The organism is Clostridium lacusfryxellense (genome assembly GCF_018861735.1).
Lineage (GTDB): Bacteria > Bacillota > Clostridia > Clostridiales > Clostridiaceae > Clostridium_AD > Clostridium_AD lacusfryxellense.
Genome location: NZ_JAHLEB010000008.1, coordinates 53336 through 76752, shown reverse-complemented (window position 1 = coordinate 76752; position 23417 = coordinate 53336). Strand labels below are relative to the sequence as shown.

16 protein-coding genes are annotated in these 23417 nt (G+C 29.3%); 10 read left to right on the top strand and 6 right to left on the bottom strand.

The window, feature by feature from the left end:
* Positions 1-54 precede the first annotated feature (54 nt).
* Positions 55-2382, top strand: coding sequence for an EAL domain-containing protein (locus tag KPL55_RS26525; RefSeq protein WP_216305974.1), 2328 nt, complete (start codon positions 55-57; stop codon positions 2380-2382).
* Here the strand turns inward: KPL55_RS26525 and KPL55_RS06905 are convergent.
* The 4 genes from KPL55_RS06905 to KPL55_RS06890 form a co-directional block, all read right to left on the bottom strand.
* The gene (locus KPL55_RS06905) at positions 2379-2519 is read right to left on the bottom strand and encodes a zinc ribbon-containing protein (protein ID WP_216305973.1); all 141 of its coding nucleotides are present in this window, start codon (positions 2517-2519) and stop codon (positions 2379-2381) included. The genes KPL55_RS26525 and KPL55_RS06905 overlap by 4 nt on opposite strands.
* Before the next feature lie 142 nt (positions 2520-2661).
* Positions 2662-3669 (bottom strand): DUF3231 family protein, encoded by a 1008-nt coding sequence (locus tag KPL55_RS06900; RefSeq protein WP_216305972.1) that lies wholly within the window; start codon positions 3667-3669, stop codon positions 2662-2664.
* A 242-nt stretch (positions 3670-3911) separates the two neighbouring features.
* The gene (locus KPL55_RS06895) at positions 3912-5165 is read right to left on the bottom strand and encodes an MFS transporter (protein WP_216305971.1); all 1254 of its coding nucleotides are present in this window, start codon (positions 5163-5165) and stop codon (positions 3912-3914) included.
* Positions 5166-5177: 12 nt separating this feature from the next.
* Positions 5178-5639 (bottom strand): MarR family winged helix-turn-helix transcriptional regulator, encoded by a 462-nt coding sequence (locus KPL55_RS06890; RefSeq protein WP_216305970.1) that lies wholly within the window; start codon positions 5637-5639, stop codon positions 5178-5180.
* A gap of 229 nt (positions 5640-5868) precedes the next feature.
* On the opposite strand from KPL55_RS06890, the gene KPL55_RS06885 reads away from it, so the two are divergent.
* A complete protein-coding gene (locus KPL55_RS06885; RefSeq protein ID WP_216305969.1) occupies positions 5869-7362 on the top strand; it encodes a phytoene desaturase family protein in 1494 nt (497 codons plus the stop codon).
* Between the two features lie 171 nt (positions 7363-7533).
* Entirely contained in the window at positions 7534-7968 is a 435-nt protein-coding gene (locus KPL55_RS06880) for a hypothetical protein (RefSeq protein ID WP_216305968.1), read from the top strand.
* Between the two features lie 60 nt (positions 7969-8028).
* Here the strand turns inward: KPL55_RS06880 and KPL55_RS06875 are convergent, their stop codons facing one another.
* Positions 8029-10770: a GH36-type glycosyl hydrolase domain-containing protein gene (locus KPL55_RS06875; protein ID WP_216305967.1), complete on the bottom strand. Its 2742-nt coding sequence runs from the start codon at positions 10768-10770 to the stop codon at positions 8029-8031.
* Positions 10771-11036: 266 nt separating this feature from the next.
* Here KPL55_RS06875 and KPL55_RS06870 point away from each other — a divergent pair, with 266 nt between their 5' ends.
* The 6 genes from KPL55_RS06870 to KPL55_RS06845 all read left to right on the top strand — a co-directional run bounded on the left by KPL55_RS06870 (position 11037) and on the right by KPL55_RS06845 (position 21397).
* A complete protein-coding gene (locus KPL55_RS06870; RefSeq protein ID WP_246599333.1) occupies positions 11037-11996 on the top strand; it encodes an ABC transporter permease in 960 nt (319 codons plus the stop codon).
* A gap of 10 nt (positions 11997-12006) precedes the next feature.
* Positions 12007-12903 (top strand): carbohydrate ABC transporter permease, encoded by an 897-nt coding sequence (locus KPL55_RS06865; protein ID WP_216305966.1) that lies wholly within the window; start codon positions 12007-12009, stop codon positions 12901-12903.
* Between the two features lie 71 nt (positions 12904-12974).
* The gene (locus tag KPL55_RS06860) at positions 12975-14612 is read left to right on the top strand and encodes a type 2 periplasmic-binding domain-containing protein (protein WP_216305965.1); all 1638 of its coding nucleotides are present in this window, start codon (positions 12975-12977) and stop codon (positions 14610-14612) included.
* Positions 14613-14738: 126 nt separating this feature from the next.
* Positions 14739-17939 carry a cellobiose phosphorylase gene (locus tag KPL55_RS06855; RefSeq protein WP_216305964.1) on the top strand — a complete coding sequence of 1067 codons (3201 nt, stop codon included), beginning with the start codon at positions 14739-14741 and terminating at the stop codon, positions 17937-17939.
* A 149-nt stretch (positions 17940-18088) separates the two neighbouring features.
* Positions 18089-19945: a sensor histidine kinase gene (locus KPL55_RS06850; protein ID WP_216305963.1), complete on the top strand. Its 1857-nt coding sequence runs from the start codon at positions 18089-18091 to the stop codon at positions 19943-19945.
* Positions 19946-19960: 15 nt separating this feature from the next.
* Positions 19961-21397, top strand: coding sequence for a response regulator transcription factor (locus KPL55_RS06845; protein WP_216305962.1), 1437 nt, complete (start codon positions 19961-19963; stop codon positions 21395-21397).
* 245 nt (positions 21398-21642) lie between these two features.
* On the opposite strand, the gene KPL55_RS06840 is transcribed toward KPL55_RS06845, so the two are convergent.
* The gene (locus KPL55_RS06840; protein ID WP_216305961.1) at positions 21643-22380 is read right to left on the bottom strand and encodes an SDR family NAD(P)-dependent oxidoreductase; all 738 of its coding nucleotides are present in this window, start codon (positions 22378-22380) and stop codon (positions 21643-21645) included.
* Positions 22381-22510: 130 nt separating this feature from the next.
* Between KPL55_RS06840 and KPL55_RS06835 the strand changes: the two genes are divergently transcribed.
* Entirely contained in the window at positions 22511-23326 is an 816-nt protein-coding gene (locus tag KPL55_RS06835; protein WP_216305960.1) for an AraC family transcriptional regulator, read from the top strand.
* The last annotated feature ends 91 nt before the right edge of the window (positions 23327-23417 follow it).

The window sequence follows — 23417 nt, the reverse complement described above, 5'->3', positions numbered from 1 at the left end:
TTACAATAGCAATAACTATGTTAATACGTTATAGATTAGGGATGGGTGATAAATGTGAAACTTTCGGTAAAATTATTTGGAATTGTATTTCTTGTAAGCTTAATTTTAATAGCTTTTCTTTACTTATTCTCAAAAACATTTTTATTAGGGAGCTTCAACGATATTGAAATTGATAAGGCACATACAGATGCCAATGTTGTGCTTAATTATATTCAGAATGACCTTGATAGGATAAATGCTATGAATGTAGACTATGCAAGATGGAATGCTACTTATAAATATTTAAATGATAGAAATAATGAATACTTATTAACTAATTTTGATGATTCAACTGCTATGTCAATGGCAAAAATCAACTTTGTTTTTATAACTGATGGCCTTGGAAATACAATATATAAAAAAAATATTGAAGATGATACTAAAAATATATTTACAGAGGATCTTGATCAAAATATAACATCAAGTGTTTCTAAATTATTAAGTAATAGTACTACTAAAAATGTTATGGGATTTATTCTTTATAATAAGATTCCAGTTTTAATATCAGCAGAAAGAATTACAAGAAATGATGGCTCAGGTTCTAGTACTGGTTTTTTAATTTTTGCTAGGTATTATGATAAAGATGAAATGAATGATATTAGGAAAAATACAGAAGTTAAAACAGAGTTAGTTGATTATAATAAAGACCTAATTTTAAAAAGTGACTCTATAAGGATAGATACATTTGTTAAAGTAACTAATAAAAATACTATTACTAGTTATGGATTACATAACAATATATTTTCAAGTCCATCTTTTTTAGTGAAGGTTACATCACACAGAAGTATTTTTAATAATGCACAAAATACTATGAATTTCTACCTTTTAATCTTACTTGCAGCTTTGACGCTGTTTTCCTTAAGTATTTTTATATTAATACATGTGTTTGTTGTAAGAAAAATTAAAATTATAAACTCGGTAGTTGAGAATGTACATAATTATCATGATGGAGTTCCGAGCATAATACTGAAGGGAAATGATGAAATTTCTGAACTTGGATCCAAATATAATGATATGTTTCATAGATTAAAAACATCAGATGAAACCATTGTTTCACTTGCAAATTATGACACTATAACAGGGCTTACAAATAGAAAAAAATTGCTGGAATACATTAGTGATTTACTAGATAATGGTAATGAGTATTTAGCGTTTCTATTTATAGCTTTAGATAAATTTAAAGCTATAAATGAAAGTTTTGGCCACCAAGCTGGAGATATGGTTCTTGCAAAAGTAGCAGAGAGATTAGAAAAAAATACAAGACCTACTGATATAGTTAGTAGAATTGGTGGGGATGAATTTATTGTAATTCTCAGAGATTTAAGGTATTCATCGACTGCAACAGAAATTGCCGAAAAACTTGTAGAAGTATTAACTGAAGCTTTCGTTTATAATGAGGAATTTCTATATATTGGCGCAAGTATAGGTATTAGCTTATTTCCAGAACATGGAACCGATGCAGATACTTTAATAAAAAATGCAGATCTAGCTATGTATGAAGTTAAAAAAAGTGGTGGGTATGGGTATATTCAATATAATAACATCATGAATGATAACAACAAACTTAGGTTAGAAACGGAAAAAAACTTAAAAGATGCTATGGAGAAAAATGAATTTATAACTTATTATCAACCTATAATTAATTTGAAATCAATGATGGTATTAAAGGCAGAATCTCTTATAAGATGGAAACGAGAGGAGAAAGTAATACAACCCATGGACTTTATTTCAATTGCAAAAAAGATAGGTAAAATGGTTGAAATTGATAATTGGATGTTATATAACGCCTGTGCACAGTGTAAAAAATGGCAGAATCTTGGTGCAAAGGATTTTAGTGTATCCGTAAATACATCTTATAATCAACTAATTCAATTGGATTTTGTTGAATTAGTAATGAATGCATTAAATGATCAGTTACTAGATCCTAGGTATTTAAATCTTGAAATTACTGAAGATGAGGCCATGGGGGACATAAATTTAATAATAAAAGTCCTTTTAGAGTTAAAATCCCTCGGAATAAAAATTTCTATGGATGATTTTGGTACAGGCTATTCTTCACTAAATTGGTTAAGCAAACTCCCTATTGATACAATCAAAATAGATAGATCACTAATCATAAATTTAGATAATAATTCTAAAAATATAGCTATAATTAAATCTATAATAGCGGTTGCTAATAGTTTAGATATTAAAGTTATTGCAGAAGGAATAGAAACAGAAACAGAATTTATTACACTAAAGGAGTTAGGATGTGACTATATTCAAGGGTATTTAATTGGAAAACCAATGACTGCCGATGAGTTCCAACATGATTTTATAAAAGAAAAGCTTAATCTATATTAAGCTTTTCTATAGTTAGTTTTTTTACATTTAGGACAGGGAGGTAAAGTATCAGTATTATCATCTAATACTACCTTTTGACCACAAATTTTACAAACATATGTACCATCTCCAGGTTTTTCACCAGTTGTGTATTTCATTAATAATTCACCTCTTTCTTATTTTAGTATCTTAATATAATTTTAGCATAGTAGAATTATTTTAACAATCTAGTAATAGATTTATATTCTGTATTTTCAATAAAAAGAGTAGTAGAATATTCTCTACTACCCTGTAATTATTTTATTTTGTAAGCTGATTTCTGTCTTCCATTTGTGGTGGCTCTTCCATCCATTTATGTTCAATCATTAGTTTCCCACCTTTTTTTGCATAACCAAAGGTATCTTTTGCAATAAGTGAAAGTTTAGTATGCAAATCGCTTCTCATACTAAAAGATGTACCAAGGGCATTGTAGCCTATTGCTGAGGCGGACATTAAACTGGTTGTATACATCATTAGTTTATCTGAAAAAGGAGTCTTAGTTGAAGCTGTAGCTTTACCGGCCCAGGTACTTGGAGGTTGAATATCACTTTGTAATAAAATATCGCTTAATTTAGAGATAATCTTTTTTGCTAATTCTTTTCCTTCAAGAAAGTATTTTTTCACTTCTATATCTGTTGCAACTTGTGAAAATCCTGTCATTAACTGCATTCCAAAAATATTATCTTCAATAGCTTCATTAAGAAAACCAACCTCAATTACATTTAATGAGCGCTTATCAGTTAAAATATTATTTCTACTCATGTAATTTTTATCTTCAATCATTTCTACCTGTGTTGGCATAGCTACATATGGTGGTTTTGCAAGCACTCCTTTTCCAAGCAAATAGTTTGTTGTAATAACATAATATTTATCTGCAATATCATAGTTAAGTTTTAATATATCATGAACTTCTTTCATATATGACATTGCTGAAAACACAGCAGAATGACCAAAATTTAATTTCATCATTTGTCTAAGAATCATTATATTAAAGATGTCATCAAATAGAGGGGGCGCTTCAATAATAATATCTCTATCATCGAATGCTATTGGGATAACTGCCTTTTCATTATTAAATACACTTACAATTTTATCTTTTACGCTTTGACCTTCGGCAATATAGGCGGTTAGTATGTCTTGAGCCTCTTTATCAATAGTTTTTACTTTCATAAAATTGGACTTTACGATAGTTGCGCATGCTGATTGATAAGTCATCCATAACGTTCCTAATTCTGATGAGGTTAATTGTATTTTTGCTTCGGTTGTCATTTAAACCCTTCTTTCTACTGAATTTATAATATGAAGTGGAATATATTAGTGGAACTTTTATATTGAAATATATTATATTTAGCATTTTCAAGGTAGATATATTAATTTTGCCCATTTATAAATATCTTATTCTAGTATGTTTTTTTGAATATCATAAAGTAGTGTTTAATTAAAGAGAATATTAGATTTCAAATAAAAAAGAGCTAACTTTAAGTTAACTCTTACTACCTAAGGCGGATAATTTATTCTGATGTTAGAATGCTTTTTTCTCTAAGTCTAGACCAGGAGACAAGTAATAATAATAATATTATTGTTGAAATGCCAGATAATATGAAACAAGTGTCAGCACCATATTTCTCAGCTACAAGTCCCGAAAGGAGGCTTCCAAGTGGTACGAGTCCAGCAGATACAAGTGAATACACACTCATAATACGCCCTCTGTATTCATCCTTAGAATTTAACTGTAATGTTGTGTTTGCTGTGGTTGAAAAAAATATATTAAATATACCAGTTATGGCTAAACTAATTGCAGTAAGATAATATATATTACTGATTCCTGTAAAAATTAACATTATGCCAATTCCGATAGAGCTACCGATCATAAGAAATTTATTTGGTCCATTTCTACTTTTTAAGGACATAATAAGTGCTCCAAAGAGGGAACCAGCTCCTAGTGAAGACAGTAGAATACCATAGGTTTTTTCCTCCATATGAAGTATATTTTTTGTAAATACGGGGATTAGAACATTGTAGTTAAAAACGAATATTCCCATAATACTAACTAATATTAGGGTTTCTAATAATACGGGTTTGTTTTTAATATATTTTAGACCATCAAGTATTTCCTTAAGTATACCTTTTTCAGAACTTTTCTTTCTCACATAGTTGGTTGACTCGATATGAATCAGTCCATAAATAACTGTCATAAAACTAAAACCATTTAATAAAAAACACCATCCTGCTCCTAGATATCCCATAAGCATGGCTCCAATAGCTGGTCCAATAATTCTCGCCAAATTAAAAGTAGCGGAGTTTAAAGTAATAGCATTCATTAGATCTTCTTTTCCTACTATTTCAACATTAAAAGCTTGCCTTGTTGGCATATCTAAAGTATTACAAAATCCAAGACATAAAGCTAAAGCCAATATATATTCAAATTTTAAAGTATTAGTAAACACTAAAGCTGATAATGTAAATGCTAATACCATAGATACGCTCTGAGTAAAAATAAGTATTTTTTTCTTCGGAAACTTATCAGTTAATACCCCAGCAAATAATGAGAAAAAAGTTATAGGTAAAAACTGCATGGCTGCAACGACTCCGAGTAAGAATGGAGAGCCTGTTATTGAAAGCACTAGCCAGGATTGCCCTATGTTTTGTGTCCAAGTACCAATTAAAGAAACACATTGACCAAACCAAAAATATCTATAATTTTTATGTGTAAGAGCATGAAAATTATTGTTAACAAATCTCTTAGCAGAAACTGCTATGTTCATTTTTATCATCTCCTAATGCGCTGAATCATCACTAAAATAGTTTTGTGTAATGCTTGTGGCATTTTCACCCATTCGTTCGAGTAATGCTAAGGATGTCTTTTTTTCATCTTCACTAAATCCTGAAAACAAAATATCTGTCCAATTCATCATCGCTTTTCTAACAACAGGTTTAATTATTAATGCTTTCTGCGTAAGATAAACATTATAAGCTCTTTTATCTTTTTCATCTACTTTTCGAGTGATATACTCATCATCCTCCAGCTTCTTAATAGCCTTTGCGGTGGTACCTTTGTCAATTTTAAGGTAATCTGATAATTGTTCCTGTCTTAATCCATCTTTTTTATATAATGCATTTAAAAAGGTATACTGACCTTTACTTATATTATATTGTTTAAGTTGTCTTCCGATATAGACGTGACCATATCTATGTAACAGAGAAATCCATCTTCCCAATGAGTTCTTATTTTCATTCATAGTCTTATTCCTCCCAAATTAGTTGCACTTGCTACTAATTATATAATACAGCAATATAGTTGCGAATGCAACTATATTGCTGTATTACATTTCTTTAATTTGGATTATTCTTTCTCTTATCTTTATTTCATCCTAAAGTAATAACTACTTATGGTAGTAATGTTATAGTTATTGAAACTTTTGGAAATGCTAAATAATATATGATGGTGATTTTGAAAGGAGTATTTTTATGAATAAAAAAGTAATTATTGTGGGTGCTGGAATTGGCGGACTCTCTACTGCTTTAAGACTTTTGAAAAATGGGTATGAGGTGGAAATCTACGAAAAAAATAAAACTATTGGTGGATGTGTTAATTTTATAGAAACGGAAACTTTTCGTTTTGATTTATCAGCTTCTATTTTAATGATGCCTGATCCCTATAAAGAAATATTCTCATATGTTAATAAAAATTATAATGACTATTTGGAATTTATACAAATAGACCCTACATATAGGCTTTTTTGTGCTGATGGAAATACTTTGGATTTTAATAACAATATCTCTTCTTTAACAAAGACACTAGAAGGTATTTCGAAAGAAGATTCTCTAGGATATTTTAAATTTATAGCTGATGTTTATGAAAAGTATTTGATTTCAAATGAATATTTTTTGCGAAAACCTCAAGAAAAACCTAAAGATATTCTTAAGTTAGAAACATTCCTAAAAGCTTTAAAAATTCATACTTTTTCTAATGCGTATGATTATATTTCAAAATATATAAAGAATGAAAACCTTCGAAACTTTTTAGCCTTTCAGTGTATGTATATTGGCATATCTCCTTTTAATGGTCCTAACATCTATACTCTTATACCTGTTGCAACTCAGCTATATGGATTGTGGTATTTTAAGGGTGGTATGTATTCATTTATTGATGCTTTATCAAAGCTAATAATTGAATTTGGTGGAATCATAAAGAATGAAGTAACTGTGGATGAAATTCTATTTTCAGAGGATAAATGTGTTGGTATAAAAACATCCCAAGGCATAAAAAAAGCAGATATAATTGTATGCAATGCTGATTTTCCTTATGTTATGAAAAGCTTAGTAAAAGATGAGTATTACAAAGATAAGTACACTGATAAGAAGCTGTCCGAAATGAAATACTCTTGTTCTACCTTTATTATTTATTTAGGTCTTAGAAAAAAATATCCACAATTATCAGTTCATAATATATACTTAGGTAAAAATTTTAAAGAGGGAATTGAGTCAGCATTCAAAGGTACCTTACCTAAAAACTATTCTCTATATATTTATTGCCCAAGTAGAATAGATAAGAGTATGGCGAAAAATGATGGCGAGTGTTTAAATATTATGCTTCGGGTACCTAATCTGTTTTTTAAAGAAATAACTTGGGATAAATATACCATTAACATGTTAACAGATACAATTCTAAGTGAATTGAAAAGTATCAAAGGACTTGAGGATATAGAGGGAAATATTGAATATAAAAATTATCTTACACCATTAGATATGGAAAGCAAATTTAATGCTTATGGTGGCACAGCCTTTGGCCTTAGCCCGAATCTAATGCAAACAAACTATTTTAGACCACATTTCAAATCAAGTAAAGCTGATAATCTATTTTTCGTTGGTAGTTCTTTGCATCCTGGTCCCGGAGTATCTTTAGTCTTAAATTCAAGTAGGTTAGTAACTGAAGAAATTTTAAAGAATATTAATAACTAATTGACTTATTATTCAAAACTTCGAAGCATTACAATAAATGGTGACAAGCTTTCTGTTATTTCATACGATATAGACCAAAACAAGAAAGATGTTAAGCAACTAGAGTAAAACAAAAGATATTGTAATCTTTTCCTCGTCCTCTGAATATTTTAATAGGGGGTGGTGAATGAGATGAATTGGAAAGAACAATTAGTTTTACAATTAAGAAATTTAACTATTGATAAAAAAATTGTTATCAGGGCAATGCAAAATTTTGTTGAAGTATTCAATAGTAATTTAGACAAATATAATATAAAAAACATTCGAGCTACAACAGATACAAATGAATATATTGATATAAAGGATTATAAAAGAATTGAAATAAAATCTACTGATAAAAATGTTCTATTTAGTTTACTTAATAAAGACAGAATTCAGCAAAATGTAACTATTAAATTAAGTATTGCTGAGAAGGTAGGAGGATACTTCATACAGTACATTAATACGGAAGAACGTAACCCAAAACTTAGAGCATTTATTGATGAAAGTACTATTGATGGTATTTTTCAAGATTTGTTTGAATTAAATGAAGAGATAGTAACTATGAATGAAGAAACAATATATTAAAAGCATCCATTTGGATGCTTTTTTGTTACATGAAGGTAAAGTTTTATGTTTTTGTTCCAACTACAAAAGCTCTACCGCGATTTGGTGAATGGAAGAACAACCTAATGAATCAATTATATTTTTAGATATTAAAACATAATTTTTATTTATTGTTACGTCAATTAAGCATTCATTTATTTTAACAGAAGTAATTGAGTATTCACCAAAATCGAGGTTATTAGAATTTTTATATACAACTTCTAATGAACGATTTTGAAAAAATGTTTGAACCTTAGCTTCATTGTTTTCATCGAATTGTTCACGTACAAGCTTTGGTTCTAGCATTAAGTCCCCAAAATCCCATTTAACTCCATAAACCTCATTTAAAAGTGTTAGAAGAAGCCAGCTTGCAGAGCCAGTTAGGTAATTATAAACTCCTCTTCCTTTTTCATTTATATACTCAGGGATACCAGGATAGATTCTACTTTTTTCAAAGTCATTACAATGATTATAAATCATACTTATAACATCATAACCCTCTCGAACAAAGTTATTTTTATAAAGGGAATTGGAGTACATAATGGCCATATGGCTGAACATACTTCCATTCTCTTTATGCCCAAATGCAAAACCAAAAGCACGACCCATATTAAGCTTTAATTCTTTAAAGTCTGTATTTAGTCTAAAACCACCAACTTTTTCATCCCTTAAATATTTATTTGATGTTTTTATTATTTCTTGAACTTTTTCTCTAGGAAAATATTTGCTCATAATAGGAAACACTTGTCCAGTTAAAGTCATTCTTACACCAGAAGAAAAATCACCCTCTAATTTTTCTCCACAGTCGTCGTAGTAACCATTAAACCACTTAAAACCTTCTTTATTTTTTATCCACTCATTTTCTTCTATGTTTTTAAGGAGACATACACCTTTTTCTTTTAAATCCTTAGATAATTCTTCAATATTTACATTAGATTTTTCGCCTGCAACAGTATATTTAACAGCCGAAAAGTATTTGTTAAGTTGATTCCTCTTTTTTTCAATTGAGTTATAGTCAATCTCATTTCTGATATTTAAAAGTAAAAGAACCTCAGTGGCGATTTCAATATTATTAATTTTTTTCCTACTTTTAATTTCAATCAATAATTTACTAAGCTCTATAAGATTGGAACCATAGAAGGCTGTAAATGCAACACTTTCACCTTTATGCGTAGCCATATCAAAGGCATCATTCCAATCTGCGCCTTCAAGCTTAATATTATTATGTTCTCCTACATTAAAAAATACAGTTAAATTCTGAATTAAAAGATGCTCAAGTATTGTACCATTATAAATTTTTGAATGAATAGTTTTTAGTTTAGTACCCTCATCTAAGCTCCATTTTTCATCTACAGTGCTACAACGATTCGCTAATTTATCTTTAAAATAAGTTTGGTTATCGAATAAGAAATCTAAATCACCAGTTTGGTCTATATATAATTTCGTGGTAATAAAAGGCCATGCGCCATGATCCATCCAAACCCTAGGGATATTATTTCTATCAGCTAAAAATTCACCCGGTTTACTACCAATTATTGTAGCATTACTGCCATCAATTCTTACACCAGAAAAGTTATTTTTTAGTAGGTCTCTTACATTTTTTGAGTCCATTAAAATAAGAGCAAGGCAGTCTTGCCATAAATCTCTCCAGCCACGGCCACCTCTACCATAATCATGATGAGGTAAAAATGAGCAACCATATATTCTTCTTAAAATTGGTTGAATGGTAACCCACTTTGACCATGAATCGAACCGTTTATCTGCTGAGGAGAACTTTAGTTTACCTAATTCATTTTCCCAATGAATTTTGTTCTCTTTAAGGAGTATGTCAAATTTTTCTTCACTTAAATAGTTCTGAGCGAAGTAGTTTTGATCAAAGTAGTCAGTATCATGATTTTCATTAATTATCATTGCAACTATATAAGTTTTGCTTTCATTAGGTTTAAGTAGCACTTTTTCGAACCTAATAGCGCCTACTGCCTCATATCCATCTACCGTTTGGTTGCTAATATGAGTAGGTGGGTCATTGTTTACAATAGACCTAGGCCAATCATAGGTTCCACCCTCACCAAGAAAACCTTCAACATCTGGGAAGAAACCTATAGGTGGGTTACCGTTAGCTTCAGATCCAATAATTAAGTAGGATATTTCATTCTTTTTATGTCCTCTCTCATCGAAGGTTAATGTGGGGTTTACATTAACACCATAAGTATTAGTATTTATTCTGTTAAGCAGGGAAGTAACATGGCGATGATCTCTTAAGTTATCAGCAGAGCGACCATAAATAGGAATGGCTGAGGTTGCAGTAATAAAAATGTCTTTGTCACTTAAGTTTATAAGTTTAACTTTCATTAATTCAACTTTATCTTCATTAACAGGCACAAAGTTTATTATTTCAGATTTGATATTTAAATCTTTACTTATTCTTGTTACTTTATGCCATAGGAAACCACATTCTAAGGAAGTTTCTTCTTTTTCTTTAGAATAAAGTTTGGATATTTGAGTAACTGAATTACCAGTAGCCGACCAAGGCCCTTTCTTATCAATATAAACCCAAAAATTTCTGCTGCTTCTTAAAGTGTGTAGGTCCTCAGATGAAGTAGGGGTTAAAAGAAAAGTATTTTGTGAACTTTTAATATCTCCACCAAGGAGTGGTGTTATTGAAGATATCATGTTGTTTGTATTAGCAAGGGGAAAATACAAATAGCTTGAGTTTTCTGGATTTTTAAGGGAGAAGGTTCCATTCTCGAAATTATAAACTAGGTTATTTTCATTGGCCTTCATATATTTAACCTCCTATGAATATGTTTACATATTTTCAAGTTTAATTATAATGAATATTTCTTAATATAAATATACCTCTATTTTCGGTTAGGTGCTCATATTTCGGTGAAAATAATAACATTGTGCAAACTTCCGAAAAGAACACACTAAAACAGAATTTTGGTATCTTATGGGATTAATGAAAAGCATATACAATAGAGAAGAGTTAAGAAAACGGTATCAGAATTAATCGTTTCTCATATAGAAAAAAATATGGAGGTATGTAAATGGAGATTGATTTACCAATTGGACCACAAGGTAACAAAAAAAAGATTCGCAAAAAGAATTTTATGTTGAGATTAAAAAGACAGAAATATCTTCAATTAATGGCTATACCTGGAATAATATGGATGCTGATTTTTAATTATATTCCAATGTACGGTATTATAATTGCTTTTAAAAAATTCAACATAGTCGAATCAATCTCATCAGCACCATGGGTTGGTTTCAAATATTTTATAGAAGTTTTTCAAGATGAACAATTTATGGTTGTTATGAAAAACACATTAGGAATTAGTTTTTACAAGTTAGCTATAGGGTTTTCATTGCCAATTTTATTTGCTTTGTTTTTAAATGAGTTAAAGTATGTTGGATTAAAAAAAATTGTACAAACTATATCTTATTTACCACATTTTTTATCCTGGGTTATTCTTGGTGGGATACTAATGACTTGGTTATCAGATGGAGGAGTAATTAATAATATTCTATTGACATTTCATATTATTAAAGTACCTACGGATTTTTTAGCAGAACCTAATTATTTCTGGGCAATAGCAGTTATATCTGATATTTGGAAAGAACTTGGTTGGTCTGCTATAATTTATCTTGCTGCTATAGCTAGTATTGATCAAGAGTTATATGAGGCCGCAACTATGGACGGCGCAGGAAGGTTTGTTAAAATGTTTAGAATCACTTTGCCATGTATTAAACCTACTATAGTGATTTTATTTATTCTTGCCGTATCAGGAATACTTAATGCAAATTTTGACCAAATATTAGTTTTAAATAATCAGTTGAATGCTAGTTCAAGTAACGTAATTGATTTATATGTTTATAGAATGGGTATAGTGTCAGGAAGGTTCTCCTATTCTGCTGCATTAGGATTATTTAAATCTATAATTGCATTTATATTGTTAGTAAGTGCAAATACTTTAAGTAAAAAATTAAATGAAACATCACTATTTTAGGGGGTGGAAAATGAACATGAAAATTTTAAACCGCAGAACAAAAGGCGAAGCAATATTCGATATAACCAATGTAATAATAATGATTATTATTTGTTTTTTAACTATATATCCAATTTGGTACGTGGTTGTAAATTCCTTAAATGACGGAATGGATGCTATGTTAGGAGGAATTTATTGGTGGCCAAGAAAATTTAGTCTATTAAATTACCAGTCTGTATTAGAGAATGCTGGTATAGTTAAAGCTCTTCAAATAACGGCATTAAAAACAATTATAGGTACAGCCGTACATGTGTTTTTCACATCAATGGTTGCCTATTCTTTATCTAAAAGTGAACTAATTGGAAGAAAACTTTATATGACTATAGGAATAATTACTATGTTTTTTAGTGGTGGGTTAATTCCTACCTTCTTACTTATAAGAAATTTGGGGATGCTTGACAAGTTTATAGTTTATATAATTCCGGTAGCTTTTAGCATGTTTGATTTAATAATATTTATATCTTTCTTTAAAACAATTCCTAGTAGTCTTGAAGAAGCTGCAAGGATTGATGGAGCCAATGACTTTTACATATTTCTAAAAGTTATTATTCCACTTTCAATGCCTGTTATAGCTACAATTGCATTATTTCATGGAGTGTACCAGTGGAATGATTACTTTGCAGGAATGATTTATATTAATGATTCTGCGCTTCAGCCCATTCAAACATATTTATATAAGGTAATAGCTCAATCGGGGGCTAATCAAATGATGCAAAGTAGTTCAGTTAGTGTATCTAAATCTACAGTAACATCTCAATCGATTAAATTTGCAACTATGGTAGTAACGACCTTCCCAATTGTATGTGTGTACCCATTCTTACAAAAGTATTTTGTAAAAGGAATGTTGCTTGGGTCAGTAAAAGGGTAGTAGTAAGTACATTTGAAAAAAATGTATTTATTAATATATGAGTTAAAAAATAATTTTTTTAGGGGGAAAGTATGAAAAAAACAAAATTATCTAAAATGATTAGCATGGCATTAACTTTAGTTATGAGTGCATCATTACTTGCTGGATGTGGCACTAAAACTACTGAAACTACAACAGTTAAAAAAACTGTAGATGCAACTAAACCAGGGTGGAAGCAAGATATAACACCAGTTACTTTAGATTGGTACATTAATTACAACTGGTTTCCAGCAAAATGGGGAGAAGATTTAACTTCAAAATATGTTACTAAAAAAACAGGAGTAAATTTTAACATCCAAGTTCCTGCAGGGGATGCAAATCAGAAGCTGAACACAATGATAGCTTCTGGATCATTACCAGATATTATTACTATGGGCTGGACTGAAGACGGATATAAGAAGCTTATAGAGGGAGGGCTTGTAGAACCACTTGATGAACTTGCTAAACAATATGATCCTTACTTTACAAAAATAGCAGATCCAGCAAAAGCTTCGTGGTATACACAAGCTGATGGACATTATTATGCATATCCTAATTCATCATCATCTCCAGCAGATTTTGAAAAATACAAGGAGGTAAAACCTTCGAATCAGACATTCTTGGTTAAAAAAGATATGTATGAGGCAATTGGAAAACCAGATATGAGAACACCAGAAGGTTTTTTAAATGCATTAAAGATGGCTAAAGAAAAATTCCCAAGTGTTAATGGAAAACCAATGATTCCGTTTGGATTACATGAATTCACAAATGCAGGAAATTACTCACTTGAGGGTTATTTACAAAATTTCTTAGCAATCCCATTTGAAAAAGATGGTAAGTTATATGATAAATTATCAGACCCAGACTATATAAAATGGTTAAAAACATTTAGAACTATGAATAAAGACGGTTTACTTGCAAAAGATGTATATATAGATAAGAGACCACAAATGGAAGAGAAAATTGCCCAAGGTAGATACTTCTCAATGCTTTATCAAAGAAGTGATATGGCAACTCAAGAGCAAATACTATATAATAAAGATCCGAATTCTGTATATATAGCTGTAGATGGGCCTTCTAATGCTGCATTAGATGCTCCTAAACTTTCAGGTAATGGTGTTTCGGGATGGACAGTTACTATGATATCAAAAACTTGTAAAGATAAAGCAAGAGCTATAAAAATGTTAGGTTATTTAATTAGTGAAGAAGGACAAAAGGATCTATATCTAGGTGAAAAAGGTGTAAGCTATGATTCAATTGATGGTAAAGATCAATTTAAACCCGAAGTATTAAAAATGCTTAATACTGATAGAGGTGCTTTTGATAAAAAATATGGTGCATCATTCACATTTTGGCAGCTTATGGATACTAACTTGAATCTTAAATGGGCTCCTGCCGCTGTAGAACCAGCAAAACAAATGGAAGATTGGACAAAAGGAAAAACATTTAATTATTCTCAGTTTGACAATACTGACCCTTTAAATGACTCAAATGAAGGTGTTAGTGCAACGAAAATTGCTGATTTATGGGGTACTGCACTTCCTAAACTTTTAATGGCTAAATCTGAGGCTGATTTCGATACTATTTTCGAACAGTTTAAAGCTAAGAGAAGCAAAGCAGGGTTTGACGCTTTAGTAAAATTCAGAGAGGTAAAAATAGCAGAAAATAAGAAAAAACTAAACATCAAATAAAAATATAAACAAGTTACATAAAACTCAGTGAAAGCTGGGTTTTTATGTATTAATAATTATAAAGGCACAGACAAACACATTTTATTTAGTGAAGGTTAATGTTTTTGTTAAATGACTAAAATATAAATGAAAGTAGGGATAATAATGCCGGTAAAATATAATTTTAATAAAAAAAATGAATTTATAATTGAAGACTATGATAAAGCTAAGACCTTTGCAAGCTTTCTACCAGGAATTGCTGGGCTTGATGGAATACCCATGTGGAGTTTTTATGTAAATAGAGGTCAAGCTATGGGGAGCTTTGGAGTTAAAGATAAGGATAACACTATAATGGAGTTTTTCCCAGCAAATGTAATGTATAAAAATATAGAGCTTCAAGGATTTAGAACTTTTATAAAATACCAAGGTAAAATTCACGAAATCTTCTCCTCTACGTCTCAAGATAAATATAAAAGAAGAATGATAATTGAAAAAAATATTATTAAAATTGAAGAGATAAATGAGATCCTAAATATGAAAATCTTAGTCACTTATTTTACTATGCCAAAGGAAAGTTTCGCAGCAATTGTACGGAAGGTTAATATAGAAAATTTAGATGGAATAGAAAAGGAAATTGAAATATTAGATGGGATTACGCAAATACTTCCAGCAGGCGTTAAAAATGATGAATATCAAGCTATGTCTAATCTTTCAAGAGCTTGGTTTGATGTATATAATTTAGAAAACAACGTGCCTTACTACAAGGTAAGAGCTACTACTGGAGATTCTGAAGAAATTGGAGAAATTAGTAAAGGTAACTTTTATCTGAGCTTTTCTTCACAAAGTAAGAAATTAGTTAAGCCAATTATAGATATGGATTTGATTTTTGGAAGCAATACATCACTTACATTTCCAGAAAAATTTATAGATTCACTCCATGAAATTTATAATCAAAAGCAAGTAGTAGAAAATAAAGCGTCTGGTGGATTTTCAGGTTTTATGGCAGTGCTAAAAGACAACTTTGAATTATGCACACTTATTGGACATAGTTCTAGTGTAGAACTTATTAACACAAAAATATCAGAATTTTCTTTTGAGTATATAGCTAAAAAGGAAAAAGAAGCAAGAGAAATAGTAGAGAAAATAGTAGAAGATACTTTAACTATTACATCAAACCATTTGTTTGATAAATACGTGGAGCAGTGTTATTTAGATAATATACTTAGAGGCGGATATCCTCTTACATTTAATAATAGCGATGAAAATCAGGTTTACCACGTTTATTCAAGAAAACATGGTGATTTAGAAAGAGAATATAATTTTTTCTCTATCGAACCTGCTTACTATTCTCAAGGTAATGGTAATTTTAGAGATATAAATCAAAATAGAAGAAATGATGTATATTTCAAACCAGAAACAGGGTCATTTAATGTAAAACAATTTATGAATTTAATTCAAGTAGATGGATATAACCCACTTTCAGTAAAAGGTTCAACTTTCAAATTAAAAGAGGGAGCTTTAGAAGGGATTATGGATCTTATAATAACCGATAAATCCGGAATCTCAAAAATAATTAAAGATAACTTTACTCCAGGAAGTCTTATCACATATATAGTAGATAACAAACTAGAATTAAAGGTTTCAAAGGAAAAATTATTAGAAAATATTATTAAAGTATCCAATCAAGACTTTGATGCAGCCTTTGCTGAAGGTTATTGGACGGACCATTTTACTTATAATATGGATTTAGTTGACTCTTATCTTGACATTTATCCTGATAAAATCGAAGAATTTATGTTTGAAGATTATAGCTATCGTTTTTTTGATAGTCCTGTTAGAATACTTAAGAGAAAAGAGAAGTATATAATTACAAAGGGGAATGTTCGTCAGTATGGAGCTATTGAAAAGGATGAAGAAAAATGTAAAAAATTAAGTATAAGTATTAATGATACCAATTGGTTGAAAACAAAAGGTGGACTAGGGGCAATATATCAAACCAGTCTATATGTAAAACTTATTTCTTTAGCACTAAATAAATTTGTTACTTTAGATCCGTATGGAATGGGAATTGAAATGGAAGCTGGTAAGCCAGGCTGGAACGATGCTATGAATGGGTTACCAGGAATATTTGGTTCTGGTATCAATGAAACTGCAGAATTAAAAAGAATTGTAGAGTTTATTATTGAAATATCATCAGAATTCAATAAAGAGGTAATGCTTCCTATAGAAATCGCAGAATTGCTTAAAGTAACCACAGTAACATTGGATAAATATTTACAGCAAAAATTAAATGATTTTAGCTACTGGGATAAGACCTCAACAAACAGAGAAAACTATAGAGATGAAATACGTTATGGAATTGTAGGTAAAGAAGAGAACTTTACTACAAAAGATATATTAGTAGTCTTTGAAAAGTTTAATAGAAAAATTGATGAAGGATTAGAACGCGCTTTAGTATATGGAAAAGGAATATATCCAACTTACATGTGTTACGAGGCAAAGAGTTATGAAATCCTTGATGGTAAGAGTAATCCTATAAATGGATATCAAAATGTAAAAGTTACAGAATTTGAAGTTAAATTACTTCCATTATTTCTTGAAGGTCCTACAAGAATATTAAAGGGAATGAAGGACAAAGATAAGGCTGAAAAACTATATAATGCAATTAAGGAAAGTAATATATATGATAATAAATTAAAAATGTATAAGACATCTGAACCTATTGACGCTATGTCAAATGAAATAGGAAGAGCAAGAGCATTTACTGCTGGATGGCTTGAAAGAGAATCTGTTTTCATGCATATGGAATATAAATACCTTTTAGCTCTTTTAAAATCAGGTTTATATAAACAGTATTATGAAGATATAACTACAACATTAGTTCCATTTTTAAACCCAGATGTTTATGGGAGAAGTATCCTTGAAAATTCATCTTTTATAGCCAGTTCAGTAAACCCAGATTCTTCTACACATGGACGTGGGTATGTAGCTAGGCTTAGTGGTTCAACTGCTGAAATGCTTAGTATTTGGTTTATAATGATGGTAGGGATAAAGGCATTCTCTTATAAACATAAGGAACTAATTCTATCTTTAAGGCCAATTTTACCAGGATGGTTATTTAACAAAGAAGGTAAAGTTACTTTTAAATTTTTAGGTAAAATAAACGTTTGTTATCATAATCCTAAAAAAATTAATACTTATGGATCTAATGGGGTTAAACCTTGTGAAATTAGAATAACTAAAGCCAATGGGAAAATTATTTTGATCAATGGAAGCGATATTTGTGGAGAAAATGCAAAAATCGTTAGAAATTGTGAAGTAAATTTAATAGATGTATTTCTACTATAATTTACGCAGGTTTATTGAATAATATCAGCAAGTTCTGATTATAAAAAGGGATATGAAGACTCAGTAAAAACTGGGTTTTTATGTAACTATCCAATTTGGATGTATATGTTATAATAAAATAAAATATAAATACTATGGATGTGCTTAATATGCGTTTTTATAAAAGTCTGTTAAAAATAAAATGGAACATAACTAAAAAACTCATGGTAGCAAATATAACTATACTTGCTATTCCATTAATACTAATTGCAGTTATTGGTTTTGGGAACATAAGAAATAAATTAGAAATAGGCAAATTACAAGAAAATGGGTATCTGTTGGACGGGCAAAAATTGGATATTGAACATAATATTGAAGCCATGAGCATTACAGCACAACTTGTAGTTTCTAACAAAAATCTGATGAATTTTATTGAAACTAATAGAGATATATCTAATGAAGAATATGTTAAATATAGTTTAGATACATTTTATGACATTCAAAATATACAATCCACAAATCCAGCAATTAATAGAATAAAATTTTATATTAAAGAAGATAAATATATACCTCAAATTTATCCTTACATATATCATGAGAATGAAATGGAAAACAAAAAAAATTTCAATCAAGTTATTACAAGTAAAGGAAAGGAGTATTGGGTAGCAAATAATGTTGAGGATACAAATACAGGTATAAATGGGAATTATCAAAATGTAGTATCCTTATATAGGTCTATAAATATTCCATCTGATAACCATATAGGAATTGTTGAAGTCAACATGAATACTAAGGATTTTTTTAGACCAGTTTTTCATAATACAGAAAATAATGATTATCAATTTATTGCAATAGATAAAGAGGGAACAGTAATTTGTAATGACGGATACTTAAAAGACAATAATATATCTACTGAGCTAATTAAGAAGAAATTTCATGAATCTAAAACTAACTATGAAAAAGGTGGCTTTATACTCAATGATCATAGCAAAAAATTAATGGTTTCATATGTATATATTGATTCTATCCATTGTTATCTTTTAAAAGTAGATTCTTTTGAAGCTGTGTTAAAATCCATTTCTACAAATAAAAATATATTCATATTTGGAACTATAATATTGCTAATATTATTATCAACTGTAATATACTTTATTAATTCATATATTCTAAAGAATTTGAGAACTATAATTAAGGAACTAAAGAAAATGAGAAAAGGAAATTTTGACATCCATCTGTCAATTGTAACAAACGATGAAATTGGAGAATTAGCTTATCATTTCAGTGAATTTTCAAATAAGATAAATGAGCTTGTCTCGGACATAATAAAAAAAGAGACAGTGGCAAAGGAAGCAGAATTAAGAGCTCTACAGAACCAGATAGATTCTCACTTTTTATATAATGTACTTGAGAATATAAAAATGATGGCAGAAATAGAAGAAAAATATGATATATCGGATGCTATTACAGCTCTTGGAAATATGATGAGATACAATATGAAATGGGATAACCAAATTGTAAATTTTAAAGATGAAATCGATTATATTAAAGATTACACTTCACTTATAAATATTCGATTTAATAATAAAATTCAGCTTATTTTAGATATTGATGATCATATTCTTACATTTAAAATCTTAAAAATGTCACTTCAACCAATAGTAGAGAATTGTATTAAACATGGTCTTAAAAAGAAAATATCAGAAGAAAATTCTATTGGAAAAATATATATAAGCATATATTTAGATGGAGATATAATCAGATGTGAAATTTTCGATAATGGTGTAGGCATGACAAATAAGGAACTTCAAATAATAAGAAATAATTTTGAAATCCCAGAAATAAACATTGAGGAACATTTAAAAAGTAATAATATTGAAAATTACACTTTGAAAACAATACATGGAATTGGTCTAAAGAATGTTTATGAGCGAATCAGACTATTTTTAGGAAATGAATATAAAATAACTATTTATAGCAAGGAAGGAGAATACACAAAGGTAATATTAAAATTACCCATTATAAGATGATTGGGGGTCAGGGTTTTGAGAAAAATATTGATTGCAGATGATGAGGAACTTATAAGAAAAGGACTTAAAGCAATGATTAAAAGGTATAGAGATGATTTTTATGATATCTATTTATGTTCAAATGGAAATCAAGCAAATGAAATATTAGATAATGAAAATATAGATATCTTAATAACTGATATAAGAATGCCAGAATCAGACGGAATTGAGCTTATAAATCATCTAAAAGATTTTCATAAAGAAACAGCAATCATTATTTTAAGTGGATACGATGATTTTAAATATGCTAAAGAAGCAATTCGTTGTGGTGCAAAGGATTACCTACTAAAGCCAGTAAATAGAGAAAAACTATATCTATGCATGGAGGATATTGAAAAAGAAATTAGTAAAAACGAGGAATATGCCCAGGGTTATTCTTCAAATCTCTTTAACTGCCTATTGCAATCTGAAACTTTATCTATGGAAATACTGAGTATAATAGAAAAGAATACTAATATGAAAATATTTAATGATTACTATATATGTATTTACAACATTACCATTTTAGATAAATCATTTATTAATGTAATAGAGGAAAATAAATATGGGAAACTCATATATTTCTTTAATGCAGAAGGTTGGCTTGTAGTAATTACAAAAGAAATTGATTTTGTTATAAACCTTCTAGGAATTAATGTAAAATCAAATTATGTTGTAGGAATAAGTAAAAATCATACATCTATTCAAACAATAAAAGAGGCTTACTTTCAATCAAATGAAACCTTTAGACATAGAATTTTATCGCCAAAAACAATTCTTCACTATGAACTTATTGAAAAAAGGAATAAAAAATTCACTATTGATGTAAATAAGATTAATTCAATAATAAACATGATAAGCTCTGGAAGAATTGATGAAATATTTAAAAACATAGATGAATTATTTAATGAAAAGTATGTTGATGAATTAAATGTGGAATATTTTATTGAACTTAGTAAATTATTAAAAAGAAAAATTTTCGAAATTGATAATACTTTTAAAATTTACAGCATTAACGGGTATCCTAGTATATATGAATACATTAGCCATTTAAAGGAATGTATATTTATTGTAGATCAACAGTTAGTAAATAGTCGTAATACTTCTGCGAACTTAGCTATAAAAAAAAGTGTAGAATATATAAATAAAAACTTTAGTAAAGATATAAATTTAACTATTATATCAAATGAAGTTAGTTTGAATTATACATATTTTTGTGAACAATTTAAGCTATATATAGGGGAAACCTTTATTAATTATTTAAAAAAAATAAGAGTTGAAAAAGCTATAGAATTATTACTTAATAATTCTGAATACAAAGTTTATGAAATTGCGAATATGGTAGGGTACAAGGATGCAAAGCAGTTTGCAAAGACATTTAGAAAAATAACAGGTCTATCACCAATAGAGTATAAACATAAATATGCTCTTTAAATATTATCATATTAAATATTGAAAGAGTAGTACTTTATTATGACTTATAGTCTGAACAATGTATTAGAAGATCACTATATATTTTAGGGATCTTTTAATTTATTTTAAATAACAATATCAAATTTTTATATTTTGTAATTAAACTAATTATATTAAAATAGGTCTCTAGGAATAAAAAAGAAGATGGATTATAAATAAATCCCATCTTCGTAGATATGTTTTTGTTGAATATTCTAATATTTCTTCTAATTACTTTGAATAGTTTCTGCTTTTGCAACTGCAGTTTCTAAGGACATACCAGTAAAATCCTGTGCACTTAAACAACGTCCGCTCTTCTTATCATCTACAAAAGCTCCAACTACTATTCCAGGAATAACGCTTTCTACTGAATTTGGCGCTTGCTTGCCTCCTAAATCAGTTCTACACCAACCTGGATCTGCTAAATTAAGCATAACTTCAGTTCCTTCAAGTTTAGACCCCAAATCCTTTGTAAACTTATCAAGTGCTGCCTTACTAGCTGAATATCCAGCCTGCTCTGGCTCATTATTGACTCCACTTGTTGTATTTATGACACGCCCAAAACCTCGCTGAATCATCTTTGGAATTAAACGATAACAAATAGTTGCCACTGCAATAAGGTTTATTTTAAAACTGGTATCAAAATCTTCAATTGGAGTTTTAAAATAATCTGTTCTGTAGATTTGTACTCCTGCATTATTGAAAATAATATCTACAACTGTTTTCTTAGCCTCGATTTCATCTAACATAGCAACTACTTGCTGGTGGTTAGAAAGCTCTGCTTGTACACTATATACATCAACACCAAATGCCTTTAACTCTTCTTCTACTATTTTTGTATGTTCTAAATTTCTACTATGAAGAATAAGATTGCAACCTTGCTTTGCCATAAAAATAGCTATCTGATAACCTATACCTCTATTTGCTCCTGTAATAAGTGCCCATTTCCCTTTTACATCTACCATAATATAACTTCCTTCCATATGTATATAATTATTTGAATCATCTTTTAATATAATATTATACGTCTATTGTTGCCTTGTCAATGATATGATATTATCATATATAAGAATATTAATATCGAAAGGAGGATATATGAATTCAGTAATTTATCCGATTGTTAATGAAGAAAATGGGTTGCCTTTAGTAGTTTTTGGAATAGGATCACAATCAAATCAATGTCATATTGTAAGAAATGAGGGCTACAACATTTGTCAAATTGTATTTTGCATAAAAGGTAAAGGCATTCTTAAAACGAACCAACAGGAATATGAAATTACAGAAGGAACTTATTTCTTTTTAAAACCTCATGAATATCATGAATACTATAAGATCACAGAATCTTGGGCAACGGATTGGATACTCTTCACAGGTGACAATATACAAAATACGTTAAGCAAACTCGGATTCACGAGCTCCACTATAGGTTACTATCAAAGCAATGGAAACATTAAAAATTTATATAATGATATAATGACAACGCAGAAAAGCAATGATTCCTTAAAAGGATTCATATCTTCACATTTATTATATAGACTTTTGATTGAATTATATAGATCTTCAAATAATGAAATAGGTTTAAATTGCCCTCAGGATACTGCTATAATAGTGCCTATTATAAATTATATTAATATGCACTTTTCAGAAGATATTTCGTTAGAAATCCTTGCAAAGTTAGTTAAGATTACTCCACAACATCTATGCAAAGTATTTAAAAAACGAGTATATATGCGCCCTTTTGAATATATTGCAAAAAGGAGAATTCAAGAATCTAAAAAACTGCTTATAAACGGAAATATGACTATTAAGGATATAGGGCAATCAGTGGGTTATAGAGATAGTAGTTATTTTTGTGCTATGTTTAAAAAGTATGTATTGATTTCACCCATGGAGTTTAGAGGTTCTAATTAAAAATGCACAACTAAAGAGATGCAATAAGGCATCTCTTTAGTTTTTTTTGTAACTATAGTAAGTAAAATTATAAAAACCAAATGCTCTTATA

Coding starts and splice junctions, on each gene's coding strand:
- KPL55_RS06905 (WP_216305973.1), bottom strand. CDS start 2,519: ATGAAATACACAACTGGTGAAAAACCTGGAGATGGTACATATGTTTGT.
- KPL55_RS06900 (WP_216305972.1), bottom strand. CDS start 3,669: ATGACAACCGAAGCAAAAATACAATTAACCTCATCAGAATTAGGAACG.
- KPL55_RS06895 (WP_216305971.1), bottom strand. CDS start 5,165: ATGAACATAGCAGTTTCTGCTAAGAGATTTGTTAACAATAATTTTCAT.
- KPL55_RS06890 (WP_216305970.1), bottom strand. CDS start 5,639: ATGAATGAAAATAAGAACTCATTGGGAAGATGGATTTCTCTGTTACAT.
- KPL55_RS06885 (WP_216305969.1), top strand. CDS start 5,869: ATGAATAAAAAAGTAATTATTGTGGGTGCTGGAATTGGCGGACTCTCT.
- KPL55_RS06880 (WP_216305968.1), top strand. CDS start 7,534: ATGAATTGGAAAGAACAATTAGTTTTACAATTAAGAAATTTAACTATT.
- KPL55_RS06875 (WP_216305967.1), bottom strand. CDS start 10,770: ATGAAGGCCAATGAAAATAACCTAGTTTATAATTTCGAGAATGGAACC.
- KPL55_RS06870 (WP_246599333.1), top strand. CDS start 11,037: ATGGAGATTGATTTACCAATTGGACCACAAGGTAACAAAAAAAAGATT.
- KPL55_RS06865 (WP_216305966.1), top strand. CDS start 12,007: ATGAACATGAAAATTTTAAACCGCAGAACAAAAGGCGAAGCAATATTC.
- KPL55_RS06860 (WP_216305965.1), top strand. CDS start 12,975: ATGAAAAAAACAAAATTATCTAAAATGATTAGCATGGCATTAACTTTA.
- KPL55_RS06855 (WP_216305964.1), top strand. CDS start 14,739: ATGAAAGTAGGGATAATAATGCCGGTAAAATATAATTTTAATAAAAAA.
- KPL55_RS06850 (WP_216305963.1), top strand. CDS start 18,089: ATGCGTTTTTATAAAAGTCTGTTAAAAATAAAATGGAACATAACTAAA.
- KPL55_RS06840 (WP_216305961.1), bottom strand. CDS start 22,380: ATGGTAGATGTAAAAGGGAAATGGGCACTTATTACAGGAGCAAATAGA.
- KPL55_RS06835 (WP_216305960.1), top strand. CDS start 22,511: ATGAATTCAGTAATTTATCCGATTGTTAATGAAGAAAATGGGTTGCCT.